At 73.0% G+C, this 15,187-nt stretch carries 13 protein-coding genes and 1 tRNA gene; 4 read left to right on the top strand and 10 right to left on the bottom strand.

All coding sequences use genetic code 11. The annotated features are described in order from the left end of the window. The first annotated feature begins 140 nt into the window (after positions 1-140). On the top strand, positions 141-1,406 hold the full coding sequence (locus O7629_RS29540) for a histidine kinase (RefSeq protein ID WP_278173377.1): 1,266 nt from the start codon (positions 141-143) through the stop codon (positions 1,404-1,406). Continuing rightward, positions 1,403-2,077 carry a response regulator transcription factor gene (locus O7629_RS29535; RefSeq protein WP_278173375.1) on the top strand — a complete coding sequence of 225 codons (675 nt, stop codon included), beginning with the start codon at positions 1,403-1,405 and terminating at the stop codon, positions 2,075-2,077. Before O7629_RS29540 ends, O7629_RS29535 begins: the two co-directional genes overlap by 4 nt. Here O7629_RS29535 and O7629_RS29530 read toward each other — a convergent pair. Beyond that, positions 2,052-3,314 (bottom strand): glycosyltransferase family 9 protein, encoded by a 1,263-nt coding sequence (locus O7629_RS29530; RefSeq protein WP_278173373.1) that lies wholly within the window; start codon positions 3,312-3,314, stop codon positions 2,052-2,054. The two genes, O7629_RS29535 and O7629_RS29530, sit on opposite strands and share 26 nt — an antisense overlap. Continuing rightward, positions 3,311-3,919, bottom strand: coding sequence for an Hsp20/alpha crystallin family protein (locus O7629_RS29525; RefSeq protein WP_278173371.1), 609 nt, complete (start codon positions 3,917-3,919; stop codon positions 3,311-3,313). The genes O7629_RS29530 and O7629_RS29525 overlap by 4 nt, the downstream gene beginning before the upstream one ends. 158 nt (positions 3,920-4,077) lie before the next feature. Between O7629_RS29525 and nshR the strand changes: the two genes are divergently transcribed. Beyond that, positions 4,078-4,977 carry an NshR/TsnR family 23S rRNA methyltransferase gene (gene nshR, locus O7629_RS29520; protein WP_278173370.1) on the top strand — a complete coding sequence of 300 codons (900 nt, stop codon included), beginning with the start codon at positions 4,078-4,080 and terminating at the stop codon, positions 4,975-4,977. Positions 4,978-5,352: 375 nt separating this feature from the next. Here the strand turns inward: nshR and O7629_RS29515 are convergent, their stop codons facing one another. Further along, entirely contained in the window at positions 5,353-6,846 is a 1,494-nt protein-coding gene (locus O7629_RS29515; protein ID WP_278173368.1) for a fibronectin type III domain-containing protein, read from the bottom strand. 303 nt (positions 6,847-7,149) lie between these two features. After that, positions 7,150-7,222: transfer RNA gene (locus tag O7629_RS29510), tRNA-Thr, on the bottom strand. A 121-nt stretch (positions 7,223-7,343) separates the two neighbouring features. On the opposite strand from O7629_RS29510, the gene O7629_RS29505 reads away from it, so the two are divergent. Next, a complete protein-coding gene (locus O7629_RS29505; protein WP_278173365.1) occupies positions 7,344-9,125 on the top strand; it encodes a metallophosphoesterase in 1,782 nt (593 codons plus the stop codon). Positions 9,126-9,152: 27 nt separating this feature from the next. Here O7629_RS29505 and ricT read toward each other — a convergent pair whose 3' ends face one another. The 6 genes from ricT to tmk form a co-directional block, all read right to left on the bottom strand. Further along, positions 9,153-9,986, bottom strand: a complete 834-nt coding sequence (ricT, locus tag O7629_RS29500) for a regulatory iron-sulfur-containing complex subunit RicT (RefSeq protein WP_278173364.1) — start codon at positions 9,984-9,986, stop codon at positions 9,153-9,155. A gap of 287 nt (positions 9,987-10,273) precedes the next feature. Beyond that, complete coding sequence (locus O7629_RS29495) at positions 10,274-10,990, bottom strand: hypothetical protein (RefSeq protein ID WP_278173363.1); 717 nt, start codon at positions 10,988-10,990, stop codon at positions 10,274-10,276. Further along, complete coding sequence (locus O7629_RS29490) at positions 10,990-11,352, bottom strand: hypothetical protein (protein WP_278173361.1); 363 nt, start codon at positions 11,350-11,352, stop codon at positions 10,990-10,992. Before O7629_RS29490 ends, O7629_RS29495 begins: the two co-directional genes overlap by 1 nt. Before the next feature lies 1 nt (position 11,353). Then, the gene (locus tag O7629_RS29485) at positions 11,354-11,680 is read right to left on the bottom strand and encodes a YbaB/EbfC family nucleoid-associated protein (RefSeq protein ID WP_278173360.1); all 327 of its coding nucleotides are present in this window, start codon (positions 11,678-11,680) and stop codon (positions 11,354-11,356) included. 96 nt (positions 11,681-11,776) lie between these two features. Further along, positions 11,777-12,982, bottom strand: a complete 1,206-nt coding sequence (locus O7629_RS29480; RefSeq protein ID WP_278174723.1) for a DNA polymerase III subunit delta' — start codon at positions 12,980-12,982, stop codon at positions 11,777-11,779. Positions 12,983-13,011: 29 nt separating this feature from the next. Beyond that, positions 13,012-15,072, bottom strand: coding sequence for a dTMP kinase (gene tmk / locus O7629_RS29475; RefSeq protein WP_278174722.1), 2,061 nt, complete (start codon positions 15,070-15,072; stop codon positions 13,012-13,014). Between the last annotated feature and the right edge of the window lie 115 nt (positions 15,073-15,187).

Genomic DNA, 15,187 nt, shown 5'->3' with positions numbered 1-15,187 from the left:
TACACGATCGCGGGGGGCGGGCGGGTGCGTCGTCCGACCGGTGCAGGCGGCCGGGTACTGCGGATGCGGTAGCCGCGAGGGTCGCCGGTACCGCAGGAACAGGTCGCTGCGGACCGGCCCGGCGTTCTACCGTCGTGACCGTGTCAGCGGTGCGCGGTCGACGGAGTTTCCAGCCCTACGACCGCTACCGTGGCCTGGTCGGCGACGTGGTGCTGACCGCGACCGGGGTGCTGTCCGTGCTGTTCATCGGCGTCACCTCGACCCACCCCGGGATGACGGTGCTGGCGCTGCTGTGCGCCGCGCTGACCCTGATCCGCCGGTGGCGGCCGGTCCGGGTGCTGACGGTCGCCACCGTGCTCGCCATGGTCACCATCACGCTGGGTCGCCCACCGGACGGGCTGTTCATCACCGTCGGGCTGCTGACCTACTCGGCCGTGCTGTACAGCCCGCGTCGCCGGCCATGGTTCTACGCCGGACTCGTCTGGGCTGCGCTGATGGCCACCGGCACAGCCGTTTACCTGCCCGACTGGTGGAACACCGAGCAATTGACCGTGGCGGCGATCATCTTCGGTGGTGCCGGGGTGGGCGACTCGGTCCGGATGCGCCGGGCGTACATCGCCGAGGTCACCGAACGGGCCCGGCAGGCGGAGCTGTCCCGGGAGGAGGAGGCCCGCCGCCGGGTGGTCGACGAGCGGCTGCGCATCGCCCGGGAGCTGCACGACGTCGTCGCCCACCACATCGCGGTGATCAGTGTGCACGCCGGGGCGGCCGACCACGTGCTGCGCCACGAGCCGGACCGGGTGTGGCCGGTGCTCGGGCACATCCGTACCGCCGCCGACACCGTCCTGGCGGAGATCAAGTCCGTGATCAGCGTGCTCCGCGACCCGAACGAGGTACGCGACGCCGAACCGGCCCCCGGCCTGGAACGGGTGCCGGACCTGCTGGCCGCGATGGCGGCCACCGGGTTCGCCGTACGGCACCGGCAGCACGGCGAGCCCCGGCCGCTGCCGGCGGTGGTGGACCTGGCCGCGTACCGCATCGTGCAGGAGGCGTTGACCAACGCCCACCGGTACGGTGACAGCGGTGCCACCCTCGACCTCGAGTACGCCGTCGACACGCTCCGCGTCGAGGTCACCAACCGGGTCACCGCCGGATCCGATCCGGGTACCGGGTCCGGTGCCGGCCGGGGTACCGGGTTCGGGCTGCTCGGCATGCGGGAGCGTGCCACCGCCGCGAACGGCACGATCACCGTCGGACCGACCGGCGACGGCCGGTTCCGGGTACGCGCCGAGCTGCCCACCGACGACCGCGCGGTCGACCGGCTCAACCCGCCGGACCGGCCACCGCCGGCGCCCGCTCCCGCCGGCACCACCGAGCACCGGCACCACCGAGGAGAGGTGACGTGACCATCCGGGTTCTGCTCGCCGACGATCAGGCACTCATCCGCGCCGGGTTCCGGATGATCGTGGACGCGGCGCCGGGGCTGGAGGTCGTCGGTGAGGCCGCCGACGGCGCTGAAGCCGTCGAGTTGTGCCACCGCCACCGGGTCGACGTCGTCCTGATGGACATCCGGATGCCACGGGTCGACGGCATCGAGGCGACCCGGCGCATCGGCGCCGACGAGCGACTCGCCGGAGTCCGGGTGCTGGTGCTCACCACGTTCGACAACGACGACAACGTGGTCCACGCCCTCCAGGCCGGGGCGAGCGGGTTCCTGGGCAAGAACGTGGCCCCCGGTGATCTGGTCACCGCCATCCGGGTGGTCGCCGAAGGCGAGGCGCTGCTGTCGCCCCGGGCCACCCGTGGGCTGGTCAGCCGGCTGATCCGCGACCTCCAGCCGCCGGTGCGGCGGCCACCGGAGCTCGACCTGGTCACCGACCGGGAGAAGGAGATCCTGGTGCTGGTCGCGCACGGACTGTCCAACGCCGACATCGCCGAACGGCTGCATCTGTCGCCACTGACCGTCAAGACCCACATCAACCGTACGATGATCAAGCTGGCCGCCCGGGACCGGGCCCAGCTGGTGGTGTTCGCCTACCGGCACCAGCTGGTCAGGCCGGGCGACCCGCCGCCCTGACGGCGGCCGGCACCCGGGCGGACCGTCGGTGCCCGCCGCCCGGTGCGCCGGATGCCGCAGGGGCCAGCTCCAGCACCGCGTCGACCACCTCGGCGACCGGCACGTCGGTGACGAACGACTCCTGATGGCCGCAGTTGTCCCCGCCGCCCCGGGCCGGGAAGCCGACCGTACTGACGTCCATCCCGCACACCGGGCAGTGGATGGTGAACGCGGCCAGCGGGCGGTGCCGGCCGCGTACCGGCGGGGCACCGTTGAGCAGGTTGCCGATCCAGTAGATGCCGACCGTCGGCGCGCCGACCGCCGCCGCCAGGTGCAGCGGGCCGGTGTCGTTGGCGACCAGCACCGTGCAGCTGGCCAGCAGCCCGGCCAGGCCGCCCAGGCTCAACTCGTCCACCACGGTCCGCACCGGCCGGGCGGTCGCCGCGCTGACCTCGGCGACCACGTCCCGCTCCGGCCCGGTGCCGGTCACCAGCACCTCGAAACCACGGTCGGTCAGCGCGTCGGCGACCGCCGCGAACCGATCCGCCGGCCACCGGCGACGCGGGTCGCTGGCCCCCGGATGCAGCACCACCCTGGGCTGCCGGGCCGGGCCGAGCACCCGGTCCGCCTCGGCCCGGTCGGCGCCGGTCACCGGCACCTTGGGCTGCAGCGTCACCGGTTCGGCACCGACCAGCCCGGCCACCTCCAAGTAGCGGAACACCTCCGGCTGGTAGTAGACGTACCGGATCCAGCGATCCAGCGGCGGCGCGTCGTCCGCCCGCAGTCCGGCGGTGACCCGCGCGCCCAGCGCCGCGACCAGCGGATTGCTGTTGCGGCCGCCGCCGTGCAACTGCACCGCCAGGTCGAACGACTCACGCCGGGCCCGGTCCAGGAACTGGGTCATCGTGACCGGCTCGTCATCGGGCTGCGCCGCCCGGATACCGTCCGCGGCCGGCACCACCAGCACCCGGTCCACCGGGCCCGGCCGGTCGGCCACCGGCCGGGCATCCAGCCAGCGGGCATGCCAGGGCGCGCCGAGCAGCACCAGCTCCGCCTGCGGGTACGCGGCCCGCAACGCCGTCAACGCCGGTACGGCGAAAATGAAGTCACCGAGCGCGTTGGCGCGCAGCACCGCGATCCGGTGCACGTCCGGCACCAGCCGGTCACCGGCAGCGTCGACGGTCAGGCCCAGCGTGGCCGGCCGGGCCGGTTCGGCGGTCAGGCCCGGTGCTGCCGGCCGGGCCGGTTCGGCGGTCATCGCGCGGTGCTGGCCTGCTGCCGCTGCGGGTCCGCCTCACCCGCGTACGGATGGTGCATCTCCCGGTCGGCGGCCGGATCGATCTCCTCGGCGGCGATCCCGGTGCCGTCCGTGGTGATCCTGACCTGTTCGGCGCGGCCGGACCGGGCGGCGGCCGAACCGGCGGTCGGCTGCTGGTGCTGCGGCCGGCCCACGGTGATCGACCGGCGGCCACCCGGCTCGGCCCGGGGCATCGTGACGGTGAGCAGTCCGTGGTCCATCACCGCGTCCATCCGGTGTACGTCCACCCCGCTGGGCAGGCGCAGCCGGTACTCGAAGCCGCGCTCGGTCGAACCGGTGTCCGGCAGCCCGTTGTCGACGTTGACCTCCTGCTCGGACCGGCCCCGCAGGCACAGGTCCGCGCCGTCGATCTCGACCGCCACCTCCTCCGGTGCGACGCCGGGCAGCCGGGCGACCACCCGCCAGCCGTCGTCGGTGTCCAGCAGCTCGACCTCGGGTACGCCGGCGTCGCCGCCGAAGACCCGGCCCAGCTCCGACCAGAGCGACTGCAGACTGCCGATCGGATCCCAGCCGCGTTCCTGCATCTGGTCGCGGGGTTGGCTCATCGGACACCTCCCGTGCGGTTCGGCCGGGCGGGAGGGTGGACCCGCCCGGTCAGTGGGGCAGCATCCCCGGCGCGTACCCCCGGATCTGGGCGGCAAACCCGGTGCGGTGCCGGCGCTCGACGGCGGGGCCGGACCCGGGGTGGGTTAGGGTCGTTGCCGTGGCGGAACTCGATGTCATCACCGAGCGGTCGGATCCGGCCGTCCAGCGGATCATCGACGTCACCAAGCATTCGCGATCCGTCGTGCGGACCGTGCTGATCGAGGACGCCGAGCCGCTGGTCCAGGCGATCCACGCCGGGCTGGAGTTCATCGAGGTCTACGGGGTGCAGACCAGCCCGCTGCCCGACGAGGTGATCACCGCATGCCGGCGGGAAGGAATCCCGGTCCGCCTGGTCGCGGCCCCGATCATGAACGACCTGTTCCGGACCGACAAGAAGCCCAAGGCGTTCGGGATTGCCCGGGTCCCGAGACCGTGGAGCTTCGACGAGTTGTCCCGTACGACTGGCGACCTCGTCGTCCTGGACGGGGTGAAGATCGTCGGCAACATCGGGGCCATCGTGCGGACGTCGTTCGCGCTCGGCGCCGGTGGCATCGTACTGGTGGACAGCGACCTGACCACCATCGCGGACCGGCGTCTGATCAGGGCCAGCCGGGGCTACGTCTTCTCGCTGCCGATCGTGCTCGCGTCGCGGGCCGAGGCGACCGGCTACTTCCGGCGTACCGGCATTCCGTTGATCGCCTTCGACGCCGACGGCGATCTCGCGGTCAGCGACCTACGCGACGCGGACGAGCAGCTCGCCCTGCTGCTGGGTAGCGAAAAGACCGGCACGTCGCGCTCCTTCGAGAACATCTCCCGCCATTCGGTGTCGATCCCCATCGACCCGGCCGCGGAGTCGCTGAACGTCTCCGTCTGCGCCGGGATCGCACTGTACGAGCGTTACCACTGGAACCTCGCCGACCGGCGGCGCCCGCCACCGGCCACGGCATCCGGTCAACAGCCCGCCAAGCGCCGTAGCAGGAGGCCTGCGTCCTCCGGCGGGCCGGGCCGCCGCCGCTGACCACCTCAGCGGCTTGATCCGCCGGCTGCCACCGCAGATCGGGTCCATCGTCGACGTCTATACGCGTTGGTGACTTTAGGTGCTGCCCTTGCAGCGATAGGTTACCTCCATGGTCCGGACTACCGGTTCAGGCTTGATGCCAGAGGTGCATCAAGATGCACCTCTGGCATCACGTCATCGAACACACCCTTGGCCCCTCGGAGCCGGCGAGGGGCATCTCGCCGACGCACCGACCACCACCCGCCACTCACGGTGCCCCTGTACGACGGGTGAACTCCGGCCGGCTCCACCTCGCCCGCCTACGTACGGCCGGTCTGCCGCAGCCCCGCGCGTGCGACGGTCGGACCGGAACCCCCTCGGGCCGCGTCGCCTGTCCTACGGCGGCGGGTAGAACATGCCCTGCGCGGTCACCGACGGACTGGCCGCCGACTCGTTGCCGGCGGCGTCGACGGCGACCACCGTGTACGTGTGCCAGGTCGCCCCGCCCACCGGCAGCGTCAGCTGGGTCCCGTCGGTCTCGCCGACGACGGTCGCTCCCTCGTACACCCGGTAGCTGACAGCAGGCTCGCCTCCAGTGGAGGCAGACCACACCAGGGTGAGCCGAGCGTCGGTGGGCCAGTTGCCGGGGGCGTTGCCGGTCACCTCGAGCGACGCCGGCGCCGCCGGCCGGGCGGCAGGACCGGGTGCGGTGGTGACCCGCGCCGGAGCGGAGCGTGGGGTCTCGCCGCAGGACTGGGGGAGGGTCGCGCTGACCCGGTAGACATGCCGGGACGCGGACGGCAGCCCGGAGACCACCGTCTCCGGGTAGCGGGAGGTGGCGACAGCCGTGTCGCCGTCCCAAACGGTGTACGAAGTGGCGGTGGCGTCGAAGGTCCAGCTCAGCCGCACCGACGACGGGGAGAGCGCGGTCGCCACCAGCCCGACCGGCCGGGGCGGGCTGCTCAGGCAGGTCTCGGTGCTGGCTGACACCGCTGGGCTGTGCGCCGACTCGTTGCCGGCGGAATCGAGGGCGGCGATGGTGAAGCGGTGCCAGGTGGCGTGGAAGAGCCGCTGGACGGTGGCCGTGGTGCCGACGCTGACGGCGACCCGGGTGCCACCCTCGTAGACCGCGTACCGGTCCGGCGGCGGTCCGGCCGGCGCGGTCCAGGCCAGGCTGATTGTGGTGTCGGTGCGCCCGGTGACGGTAAGGCCGGTAGGCGGGCCGTGCCGCGCGGGATCGCCAGCGGCGGTCGTGGCGCTGGCCGAGCCGACCGGTTCGGCGGATCCGGGACCGCATGGGTTGAGCCGGTAGAGCTGGATCTGGTGATCGGTGGCGGGTGCCAGACCGCCGACCCGGGCGCTGGTCAGCGACGTCCAGCCCAGGCTGACGCCGTTCACCCGCAGTTCCAGCTCGTCGCCGAGCGGGTGCCGGGGCCAGGAGAGCGAGACCGCCGACGCGGTCACGGCGGTGACGGTGATCGGCAGGGTCGGGGTCGGCAGACACTCCGGGTTGACCCCGGAAAGCCAGGAGCGGCCGGTTACCGGGTCGGTCGGCGCCGACTCCCGCCCGTGCCGGTCGACGGCGGTGACGGTGTACGCGTGCGACGACCCGAAGGGCACGTTCATCGTCGTCGACGTGGTGCTGGTGCGGGCGACCACTTCTCCGCCCTCGTACACCCGGAAGGAGTGGACCCGTGGCCCGGTGGGCGGTTGCTGCCAGGTCAGGCTGATCGCGACGCCGTTGGTGCTGGCCCAGAGCGCGGTCGGGGTCGTCGGGCCGGCCGGTCCGCCGTACCGCGCGACGGCGGGGGATGCGCCGAGCGCGATGACGGCGATGAGTGCGGCGCTGGTCAGCGCGGCGGCGCCGCGCCAGTGAGACGGGGTACGCACGGCTGTCCCTCCATTGACACGGACCAGTTATCGACTTCGATCGATCACCTCTAGGAAACTGGTGCGTCGACGCCATGTCAAGCGCGGCGGACCGCACCGCCATCGCTGTGGGCATCGCCGTTCCGCTTGTGGAGGGTCGACAACCGACGCCGTGGGCAGACCCAGGGGCCCCGCATCCCGCCGACAGATACGCGGAACCTGATCGCCGGTAGGCGTTTCTGGGGAGTTCGGGGGACGATTGAAAACCCCATCGATGAAAATGATGCCCTGACCAGCGAACCTGCTGGTCAGGGCATCTCTCTGAGCCGCCTGACGGAATCGAACCGTCGACCTACGCATTACGAGTGCGTCGCTCTGCCGACTGAGCTAAGGCGGCAACGATCAACCAGTGTACGGCACCGGGCGGAGATCACGCCGGCCGGCCGGTGCACCGACGGGTGCAAGCGGGCCCGGCCACGGGTGACAGGCGTCGATGACCGACAGTAGGCTCCGGACGTGTGACGGACGAACCGAGCACGCCTGCCCCAGCCGCCGACCCGGCCGGCCCCGACCCGGCCAGCCCCGGACCGGTCGAACCGGACCCGGCCGCCGCCGACCATCACCGCCCCCGGTCGCTGGACCCGAGGGAGCTCGGCTTCACCCCCCGGCCTCCAGTGCCCTGGCTGGCCCCGATGCTGCTGCTCAGCACCGGGCTGCGCACCCTGCTGGCGATGCTGTTCGGCGCGTACCTCGACAAGCGGGAACTGCAGGGCGCGCTCCCCGACGACGTGCACCACCACGACGCCGTCGACGGGGAGCTGTGGATCGACTACGTGGCCGACCTCGGTGACGGCTTCCCGGCGACCTACTCGCTGGCGTACCTGCTGGCGCAGCCGGAGCTGGACGTCGACGGCGCCGGCCGGCTGCGCCGCGGCGACCTGCTGGTGATGGGCGGCGACCAGGTCTACCCGGCGGCCAGCGGCGAGGCGTACGAGGACCGGAGCAAGGGGCCGTACCAGGCGGCCTTCCCGAAGCCGCCGGCCGGGCAGCCGCGACCCACGCTGTACGCCATCCCCGGCAACCACGACTGGTACGACGGGCTCACCGCGTTCCTGCGGCTGTTCGCCCGCCGGCGCGACGCCACCATCGGCGGCTGGCGGACCGAGCAGAAACGGTCGTACTTCGCCACCCGACTGCCGAATGACTGGTGGCTGTTCGCCATCGACGAGCAGTTCGGCGCGTACCTGGACGACCCGCAGCTGATCTACTTCGAGAAGGCGGCCGAGCAGCTCAAGCCGGGCGACCGGGTGATCCTGGCGGTGCCGGAACCGACCTGGGTCAAGGCGGTCGGCGACCCGCAGGCCTACGACGCGGTCGACTACTTCCTCCGTACGGTGATCAAGCCGACCGGTGCCCGGGTGCCGCTGATGATCTCCGGCGACCAGCATCACTACGCCCGCTACGCCAACCCGGACCGGCAACTGATCACCTGCGGGGGCGGCGGCGCCTACCTGACGGCGACACACAAGCTGCCCGAGCGGATCACCGTACCGCCGGTCGACACCATCGCCCGCAACGCCAGCCCGCAACGCGACTACGAGCTGGCCGGCCGCTACCCGGAGGCGGCCCGGTCCCGCCGCTACAGCTGGGGGATCTTCCACCGGCTGCCGCGCCGCAACCCGGGTTTCGCCGCCCTGCTAGGCACCCTGCAGACGCTGCTGATGCTGGCCGTCGCCGGGGTCATCGTCTCCTGGGCAGACCCCGACAACCAGCGGCTGTTCAGCATCCCGCTGGTCGCGATGGTGGTGCTCACCCTCGCCGCGTCGGTGGTCTTCGCCAAGCCGCCGAGCGCCAGCGGTGTCCGGCATTCCCGGCACTGGCTGCTCGGGCTCGGCCACGGTGTCGCGCACATCGCGCTGGCCTGGGTCGGTGCGCTGATCTGGCTGGAGCTACCGTTCGTCGACTGGCCCTGGCCGTTGCCGGTGGTCGCCGCCGCGGTCGTCTACGGCCCGATCGCCGGGCTGGTCGCCAGCCAGCTGACCGCCGGTTACCTGGTGCTGGCCGGCGCGTTCGACGTCAACCTCAACGAACTGTTCGCCGGGCAGGGCATCGAGGACTCGAAGTGCTTCATCCGGATGCGGATCGCCGCCGACGGGTCGCTGACCCTCTACCCGGTGGCCGTCGACCGGGTGTGCCAGCGCTGGCGGGCCGACCCGCAGGCCCCCGTGCACGCCCCGTGGATCGTGCCGGAGCAGCCGCTGGCCACCCGACTCGCCGAGGAGCCGATCACCATCCGCTGAGCCGGCGACGTCCGGTGCGCCGTGCGGTCAGCCGTACGCCTGGTCGTGGGCGCGGCGCGGGCCGCAGACGTCGGCCAGGGCGCACCGTTTCACCGCCCCGTCGGCAATCTGCCGTACGGTGACCGACTCGCTCGGCGGATGCCGGGACACCACCTTGGCCGGCCCGTCCGGGGTCTCGACCCGCTGACCCGACGTGGGGTAGCTGCCGCTCTCCGCGTACAGCGGATGTTCGTACTTGAGGCAGCACATCAGCCGGCCGCAGGCCCCGGAGATGCGTAGCGGGTTGAGCGGCAGGTCCTGGTCCTTGGCCATCCGGATGGTCACCGGCTCGAAGTCGGTGAGGAAGGTGGCGCAGCACAGGTCCCGACCACAGGAGCCGATGCCGCCCTGCACCCGGGCCGAGTCGCGGGCCGACAACTGCCGCAGCTCCACCCGGCAGTGCAGGGTCGCGCCGAGGTCGCGCACCAGCGACCGGAAATCGACCCGGTGCGGCGCGGTGAAGTAGATCGTGGCCCGGGCGCTGTGCAGCGACCCCGGCTCCAACACGTGGTCGACGGCGACCACCTTCATCGGCAGCCCGTGCTCGCGGATCAGCCGCTTCGCCGCGACCTTCGCCTCCGCCTTGCGTTTGCGTTGCACCTCGTCACGATGCAGGTCCTGCTCGGTGGCCAGGCCGGCCAGCCGGGGAAAGCCGTCGGTGGGGTCGTCGACCCACTGCGGGGCCCAGACGCACTCGGCGACCTCGGTGCCGTCGTCGGTGGGCACCAGCACCTTGTCGCCGACCGCCGGTCGCAGGTCACCGGGGTCGAGGTAGAAGAGGCGCCCGTACCGGTTGAAGCTGACCGCGCAGAGCATCCCCATGGCCCTACCCTACGTCGACCTCCCGGCATCGAGAAGGCAGCCGGCGACAGCCGATCCGCCGGACGGGGTCGGCTGAACGGGTGAATGTGCCGGGCGGCCCGCAACCGGTCCGGGCCGGCAGCGTTCCCTTCGGTATCAAGAGCCTGCGGGGGGTGCAGGAAAAAGGTCACGGCGTCGCAGCCGGAGCAACAGGCGAAAAGCCGTGCTCCTGAGCGCGGCGCCGTGGCCTTTTCCGGCGCCGTTGCCTTCTTCCGGCATCGTTGCGCCCTGCTGGGCCGGTAGCCCCGTCAGTAGCGCAGCCGGATCGTCCCGTCAGCGCCGGCCCCTGGGCTGGCGACGTCGGCCGGTCGGTGCCCGCCGGCCGGTGCCAACCGGGGCCGCCAGCGCTCCAGCAGCTCCTCGCCCCGCTCGGTGATTTCCAGGATCGCGGTCAGCACCGCCGCCGCGATCGTGGCGGCGGCGTCGGCCGCTCCCGGCCCCAACGGTCCGACCTGCCCAAACGCGGACCATCCGGGTTCGGCGTCGACGGCGGTCCGTACGGTGACCGCCTCGGCCGAGCCCAGCGCCTCGGCCAGCACGGCGGCCAGGCCGGCCCGGCTCAGCGCCGCCCAGTCGGCGACCGCCTCGGCGTACCCGGCGGTGGCCGCCAAACGACCGGCAAAGCTGTCCGGGTCGGTGCCGCCGCCGGTCAGCCGGGTGGCGAGGGTACGGCGTGCCGCGTCGTACGCCTGGGCCGCCGGGCCGGACCAGTCGAGCCGGCCGGCCAGTACGTCGACCGCTTCGGCGTACCCGTCCAGGTGCGGGCGGAGCGCGGCGCCAGCGGCGGCCAGCGGCCCCGGGCGCACCGCGACGAACGCGGCCACCGCGTCGCCGGGCAACGCCCGCACCTGACGCAGCAGCGGCCAGACCGGATGCCCCGGCGGCGCGCCGTTGCCGACGAGCAGCGCGTCCACCCGGGCCAGCAGCTCCCGGGCCGGCCCGGCGACCCGGTCCAACACGTCCATCAGCTGCCCTCCGTCGACTGCCGGCGGCGGGCCGTCACGTCGACGTCCCGGTACGCGCCGACCACGGACCGCAACCCGGCTGCGGTGTCAGCGAGCCGCCGGCCGGCCTCGTCCGCTTCGGCCGCCCGCTGCGCCACCGCGTCCCGCCACTGCCGGCCCAGCGCTGCGGTGAGCGCGCCCAACCGGCCGGCCGACGCCGCCTGCGGCCCGCTGTCGACGTCGCCGCTCAACTCGCCGCCCAGCCCGCCGCCCAGTCCACGGTCTGCGTTGTCGCGCAGCCCGGTCAGCTGGCTCGCGGTAACGGTCAGCTGGTCGGCGCAGCGCGCCAGCTCGGCGGCGACCAGCTGCGCGGTGGCGTCCATGTCAGACCTCCCGCAGCGACGGGTGGGCACCGAACGTCTCGGCCCACAGTTTCTCGCGCGCCCAGCGGGCGGCGTCGGCTGCCGCCGTCACCGTGGAGCGCACGGCGGCGGCCAGTTCAGTGTTGCTCCGGGTGTGCAGGGGACCGAGGATCCGCACGTCGGTCACGGTGCCGGCGGCGTTGACCACGATCTCGACCGACCCGTCCGGCGAGCGCACCGTCACCTCGACGGTGTGCACCGCCTTGTCGAACTCGACCTGCCGGGCCTCGATCTGGCGGTACCGCTCGACCGCGTCCTCGATCCACGCCTCGTCGATCTGCCGTACCACGGGGTCCTCACCATCGTCGGCAAGCGGGCACAGACCGGTCTGCACCCTACGTACGGATGGGGCTGCGCTACGGCACCGAACCGTACCGGCAGCAACCTAGCCGCGCCAGAGGCTGAGCATCATCGCTTCGACGGCGATCCTTGGCTTGACGTTGCCGGTGATCGCTTCTCGGCAGCTCAGCACCGCTTCCAGCCGGCGCAGCGCCGACTCCGCTGTCCACTTTTCGGCAGCCGCGCCGGTGAGCCCGGCGATGTCGGTGTGCACCGGGGCCACCGGGGCCCGCAGCGCGGAAACCAGTACGTCTCGGTAGAAGCCGGCCAGATCGACCAGCGCCCGGTCCAACGCGTCCCGCTGCGCCCGGGTGGCCCGGGATTTCTGCCGCCGTTCCAGCTCCTTGATCTGCCCGGCGGTCCCCCGGGCCGCGCTGGCGGCACCGCGCCCGGTACCGCCGGCGCCCAGCGCGGTCTGCAGCGCCGTACGCTCCGCCGCGTCGACCTCGGCGACCGCCGCCTCGGCCTCCGCCTCGGCGGCGGCGATCAACGCCGACGCGGCGTCGAAGCAGGCTCCGACCGTGGTCAGCCGGCGCGGCACCGCCAGGACGGCCTCCCGGCGCTCCCGCGCCTGCTGGTCCTGGGCCAGCCGCCGGGCCCGGCCGACGTGCCCCTGCGCGGCCGCCGCCGCCCAGGTGGCGGTCTCCGCCGGTACGCCGTCCCGCTCGGCCAGCACCTGGGCGACCGCCTCGGCCGGCGGCTGCCGCAGGCTGACCACCCGGCAGCGGGACCGGATGGTCACCGAAATGTCGTCCGGGTGGGTGGACGGCGTGCAGAGCAGGAACACCGTCCTGGGCGGCGGTTCCTCGATCGCCTTGAGCAGCGCGTTGCCGGCCGCCTCGGTGAGCCGGTCGGCGTCCTCGATCACCAGCACCTGCCAGCGTCCGGCCGACGGGGTGCTGGCGGCCCGCAGCACCAGCGCGCGCATCTCGCCGACGCTGATCGACAGGCCGTCCGGCACGACGAACCGGACGTCGGCGTGCGTACCGGCCCGGGTGGTGTGGCAGCCGGCGCACCGGCCGCAGCCCTGCCCGTGCAGGCACTGCAGCGCGGCGGCCAGCGCGCGGGCGGCCACCGACCGCCCGGAGCCGGGCGGCCCGGTGAAAATCCAGGCGTGGGTCATCGCTCCGGCCGACGGCGGCGGGTCGCCGTCGCCGGCGGCGAGCAGTTCGCCAGCTGCCGCAGCGGCCCGGCGCAGGGTCTGCACCGCCTCGTCCTGGCCGACCAGGTCGGCGAAGACGTCAGCGGGCATGCTCACGGTCGTCACGTCGGTCGCGGTCGTCACGTCGGTCGCCCCGCTTCAGCATCGGCCCTCGGCTCGGTGGCGGCGTTCGGCTCGGTGGCGGCGTTCGGCTCGGTGGCGGCGACGGGTGCCGCCGGGTCGGCCCGGCCGGTCAGCACCTCGACCCGGTCGAGCACCGCGCCGCGTACCTCGTCGACGCCCCGGGTGGCGTCCAGCACCAAATAGCGTTTCGGCTCGGCGGCGGCCAGGTCGAGGAACGCGTACCGGACCCGTTCGTGGAACGCCAGCGACTCGCTCTCCAGCCGGTCGGCACCGGCCCCGCGCCGCTGCGCCCGGTCCAGGCCGGCCCGTGGCTCGATGTCCAGCAGCACCACCAGGTCGGGTTTGAGGCCCCCGGTGGCCCAGGAGGAGAGCCAGGAGACCTCATCGACCGGCAGGGTCCGCCCGGCACCCTGGTACGCCAACGACGAATCGACGTAGCGGTCGCTGATCACGACCGCGCCCCGGGCCAGCGCCGGCCGGACCACGGTCGCCACATGGTGGGCCCGGTCGGCGGCGTACAGCAGGGCCTCCGCGCGGGGCGACGGCGCGTCCGGGCCGCCGTCGAGCACCAGCCGGCGGATCTTCTCGCCGAGCCCGCTGGCCCCCGGTTCGCGGGTCACCACCACTTCCCGGCCCCGCTCGCGCAGCGCCTGCGCCAACGCTGTCACCTGTGTCGACTTGCCGGCGCCCTCGCCGCCTTCGAAGACGACGAAGACCCCGTTGGCGGTGAACGGCTCCGCCGACGTCAACGGCCGCCCCCGGATCGACCCCCACAGGTCGGCCAGGACCGGAACGCCCGGTTTGTCGTCCATCTGGCGGAAGGCGCTGAGCCCGGCGAAGATGCCGAACACCCCGGCGAGCAGCAGCAACAACCGGGTCGAGGAGAACGAGACGCCCAGGTTGGCGATCTGCAGCTGGCGGGAGCCGCCCACGCCGACCAGCACGCTGCTGACCGAGATGGCCAGCATCAGCACCACCCGGGTGCCGGTCTGCACCACGGCGAAGACCCGGCCCCGGACGTCGTCGGCGATCTCGCCGCCGAGCAGGGTGATCCCGGCCAGGAACGCCATCCCGGCCGCCGCGCCGACCAGCACCGCGCCGAGGATGGCCATGGACAGGTGGATGGACAGGGCGAGGATCAGCACCGAGCCGCTGGCCAGCACGATGCTCAGCCCGAACCAGCGCCGCCGGGACAGGTCACGCACCACCGTCGGGCCCAGCCCGATCCCGGCGCCCAGACCGACGAAGATCGCCGCGAAGAGCAGATAGAACGCGGCGTCACCGGCGCTCAGCGAGGCGGTGAAGAACTTCGCGGTGCCGATCACGATGCCACCACCGGCGAACGCGCCGAAGATGCCCAGCACCAGGCCCCGGACCAGCGGGGTCTGGCCGATGAACCGCCACCCCTCGACGAACTGCCGGATCAGGCTCTGGTCGGCGTGCCCGGCGGCGCCGGCCCGTCCGCTGATCTCCTTGATGCCGTAGAAGACCACGATCGCCGTGGCCAGCCGGGAGGCGGCGTTGAAGAACAGCGCCAACTGCGCCGGCTCCGCCCAGGCCGGCAGATCGGTCACCGCCGCCGCCCGGACGGCGGCGTCGAGGACAGCCAGGCTGATCGCGGCGAGCACCGGGGTGAACCCGTACGTGGCGATCAGGGTGAGCTGGTTGGCGATCTCCAGCCGGGCCTTGGGGATCAGGTTGGGGACCGCCGCCTCCTTCGCCGGGATCCAGATCAACGTGATCGTCTCGATCAGGAAGATCGCGATCGCCGCCCAGGCGACCGTGAGTGCACCGCTCGCGCCGAACATCGGCAGCAGCGGGATGGAGGCGAACAGCACGAACCGGAGCAGGTCGCAGATGACCATCGTGTAGCGGCGGTCGAACCGGTCGGCGAGCACCCCGGCGACCGGGCCGAGGACCAACGCCGGCAGCAGCCGTACGGCGATGACACCGCCGAACGCCGCGCCCTGCGCCGCACCGCCGGAGACCTGCCCGGCCGCGAAGATCGAGGTGGCGAGCAGGCCCAGCCAGTCGCTGAACGAGGCGACCCCGAGCACGATCCACAGCCGCCGGAACGGACGGATGCGCAGCACCGAACGCAGCGCCGGCAGACCGGACAGGTCGACCGGGGCGGCAGCCTGGTCGGCCGGCGGTGTGTCGGGCGCACCACCG

Origin of the sequence: Solwaraspora sp. WMMD792, from assembly GCF_029626105.1 — a bacterium.
Lineage (GTDB): Bacteria > Actinomycetota > Actinomycetes > Mycobacteriales > Micromonosporaceae > Micromonospora_E.
This window is presented reverse-complemented; position numbering and strand designations above follow the sequence as displayed.

Coding starts and splice junctions, on each gene's coding strand:
- O7629_RS29490 (WP_278173361.1), bottom strand. CDS start 11,352: ATGGACGCCACCGCGCAGCTGGTCGCCGCCGAGCTGGCGCGCTGCGCC.
- O7629_RS29495 (WP_278173363.1), bottom strand. CDS start 10,990: ATGGACGTGTTGGACCGGGTCGCCGGGCCGGCCCGGGAGCTGCTGGCC.
- O7629_RS29525 (WP_278173371.1), bottom strand. CDS start 3,919: ATGAGCCAACCCCGCGACCAGATGCAGGAACGCGGCTGGGATCCGATC.
- O7629_RS29530 (WP_278173373.1), bottom strand. CDS start 3,314: ATGACCGCCGAACCGGCCCGGCCGGCAGCACCGGGCCTGACCGCCGAA.
- ricT (WP_278173364.1), bottom strand. CDS start 9,986: ATGGGGATGCTCTGCGCGGTCAGCTTCAACCGGTACGGGCGCCTCTTC.
- O7629_RS29480 (WP_278174723.1), bottom strand. CDS start 12,982: ATGCCCGCTGACGTCTTCGCCGACCTGGTCGGCCAGGACGAGGCGGTG.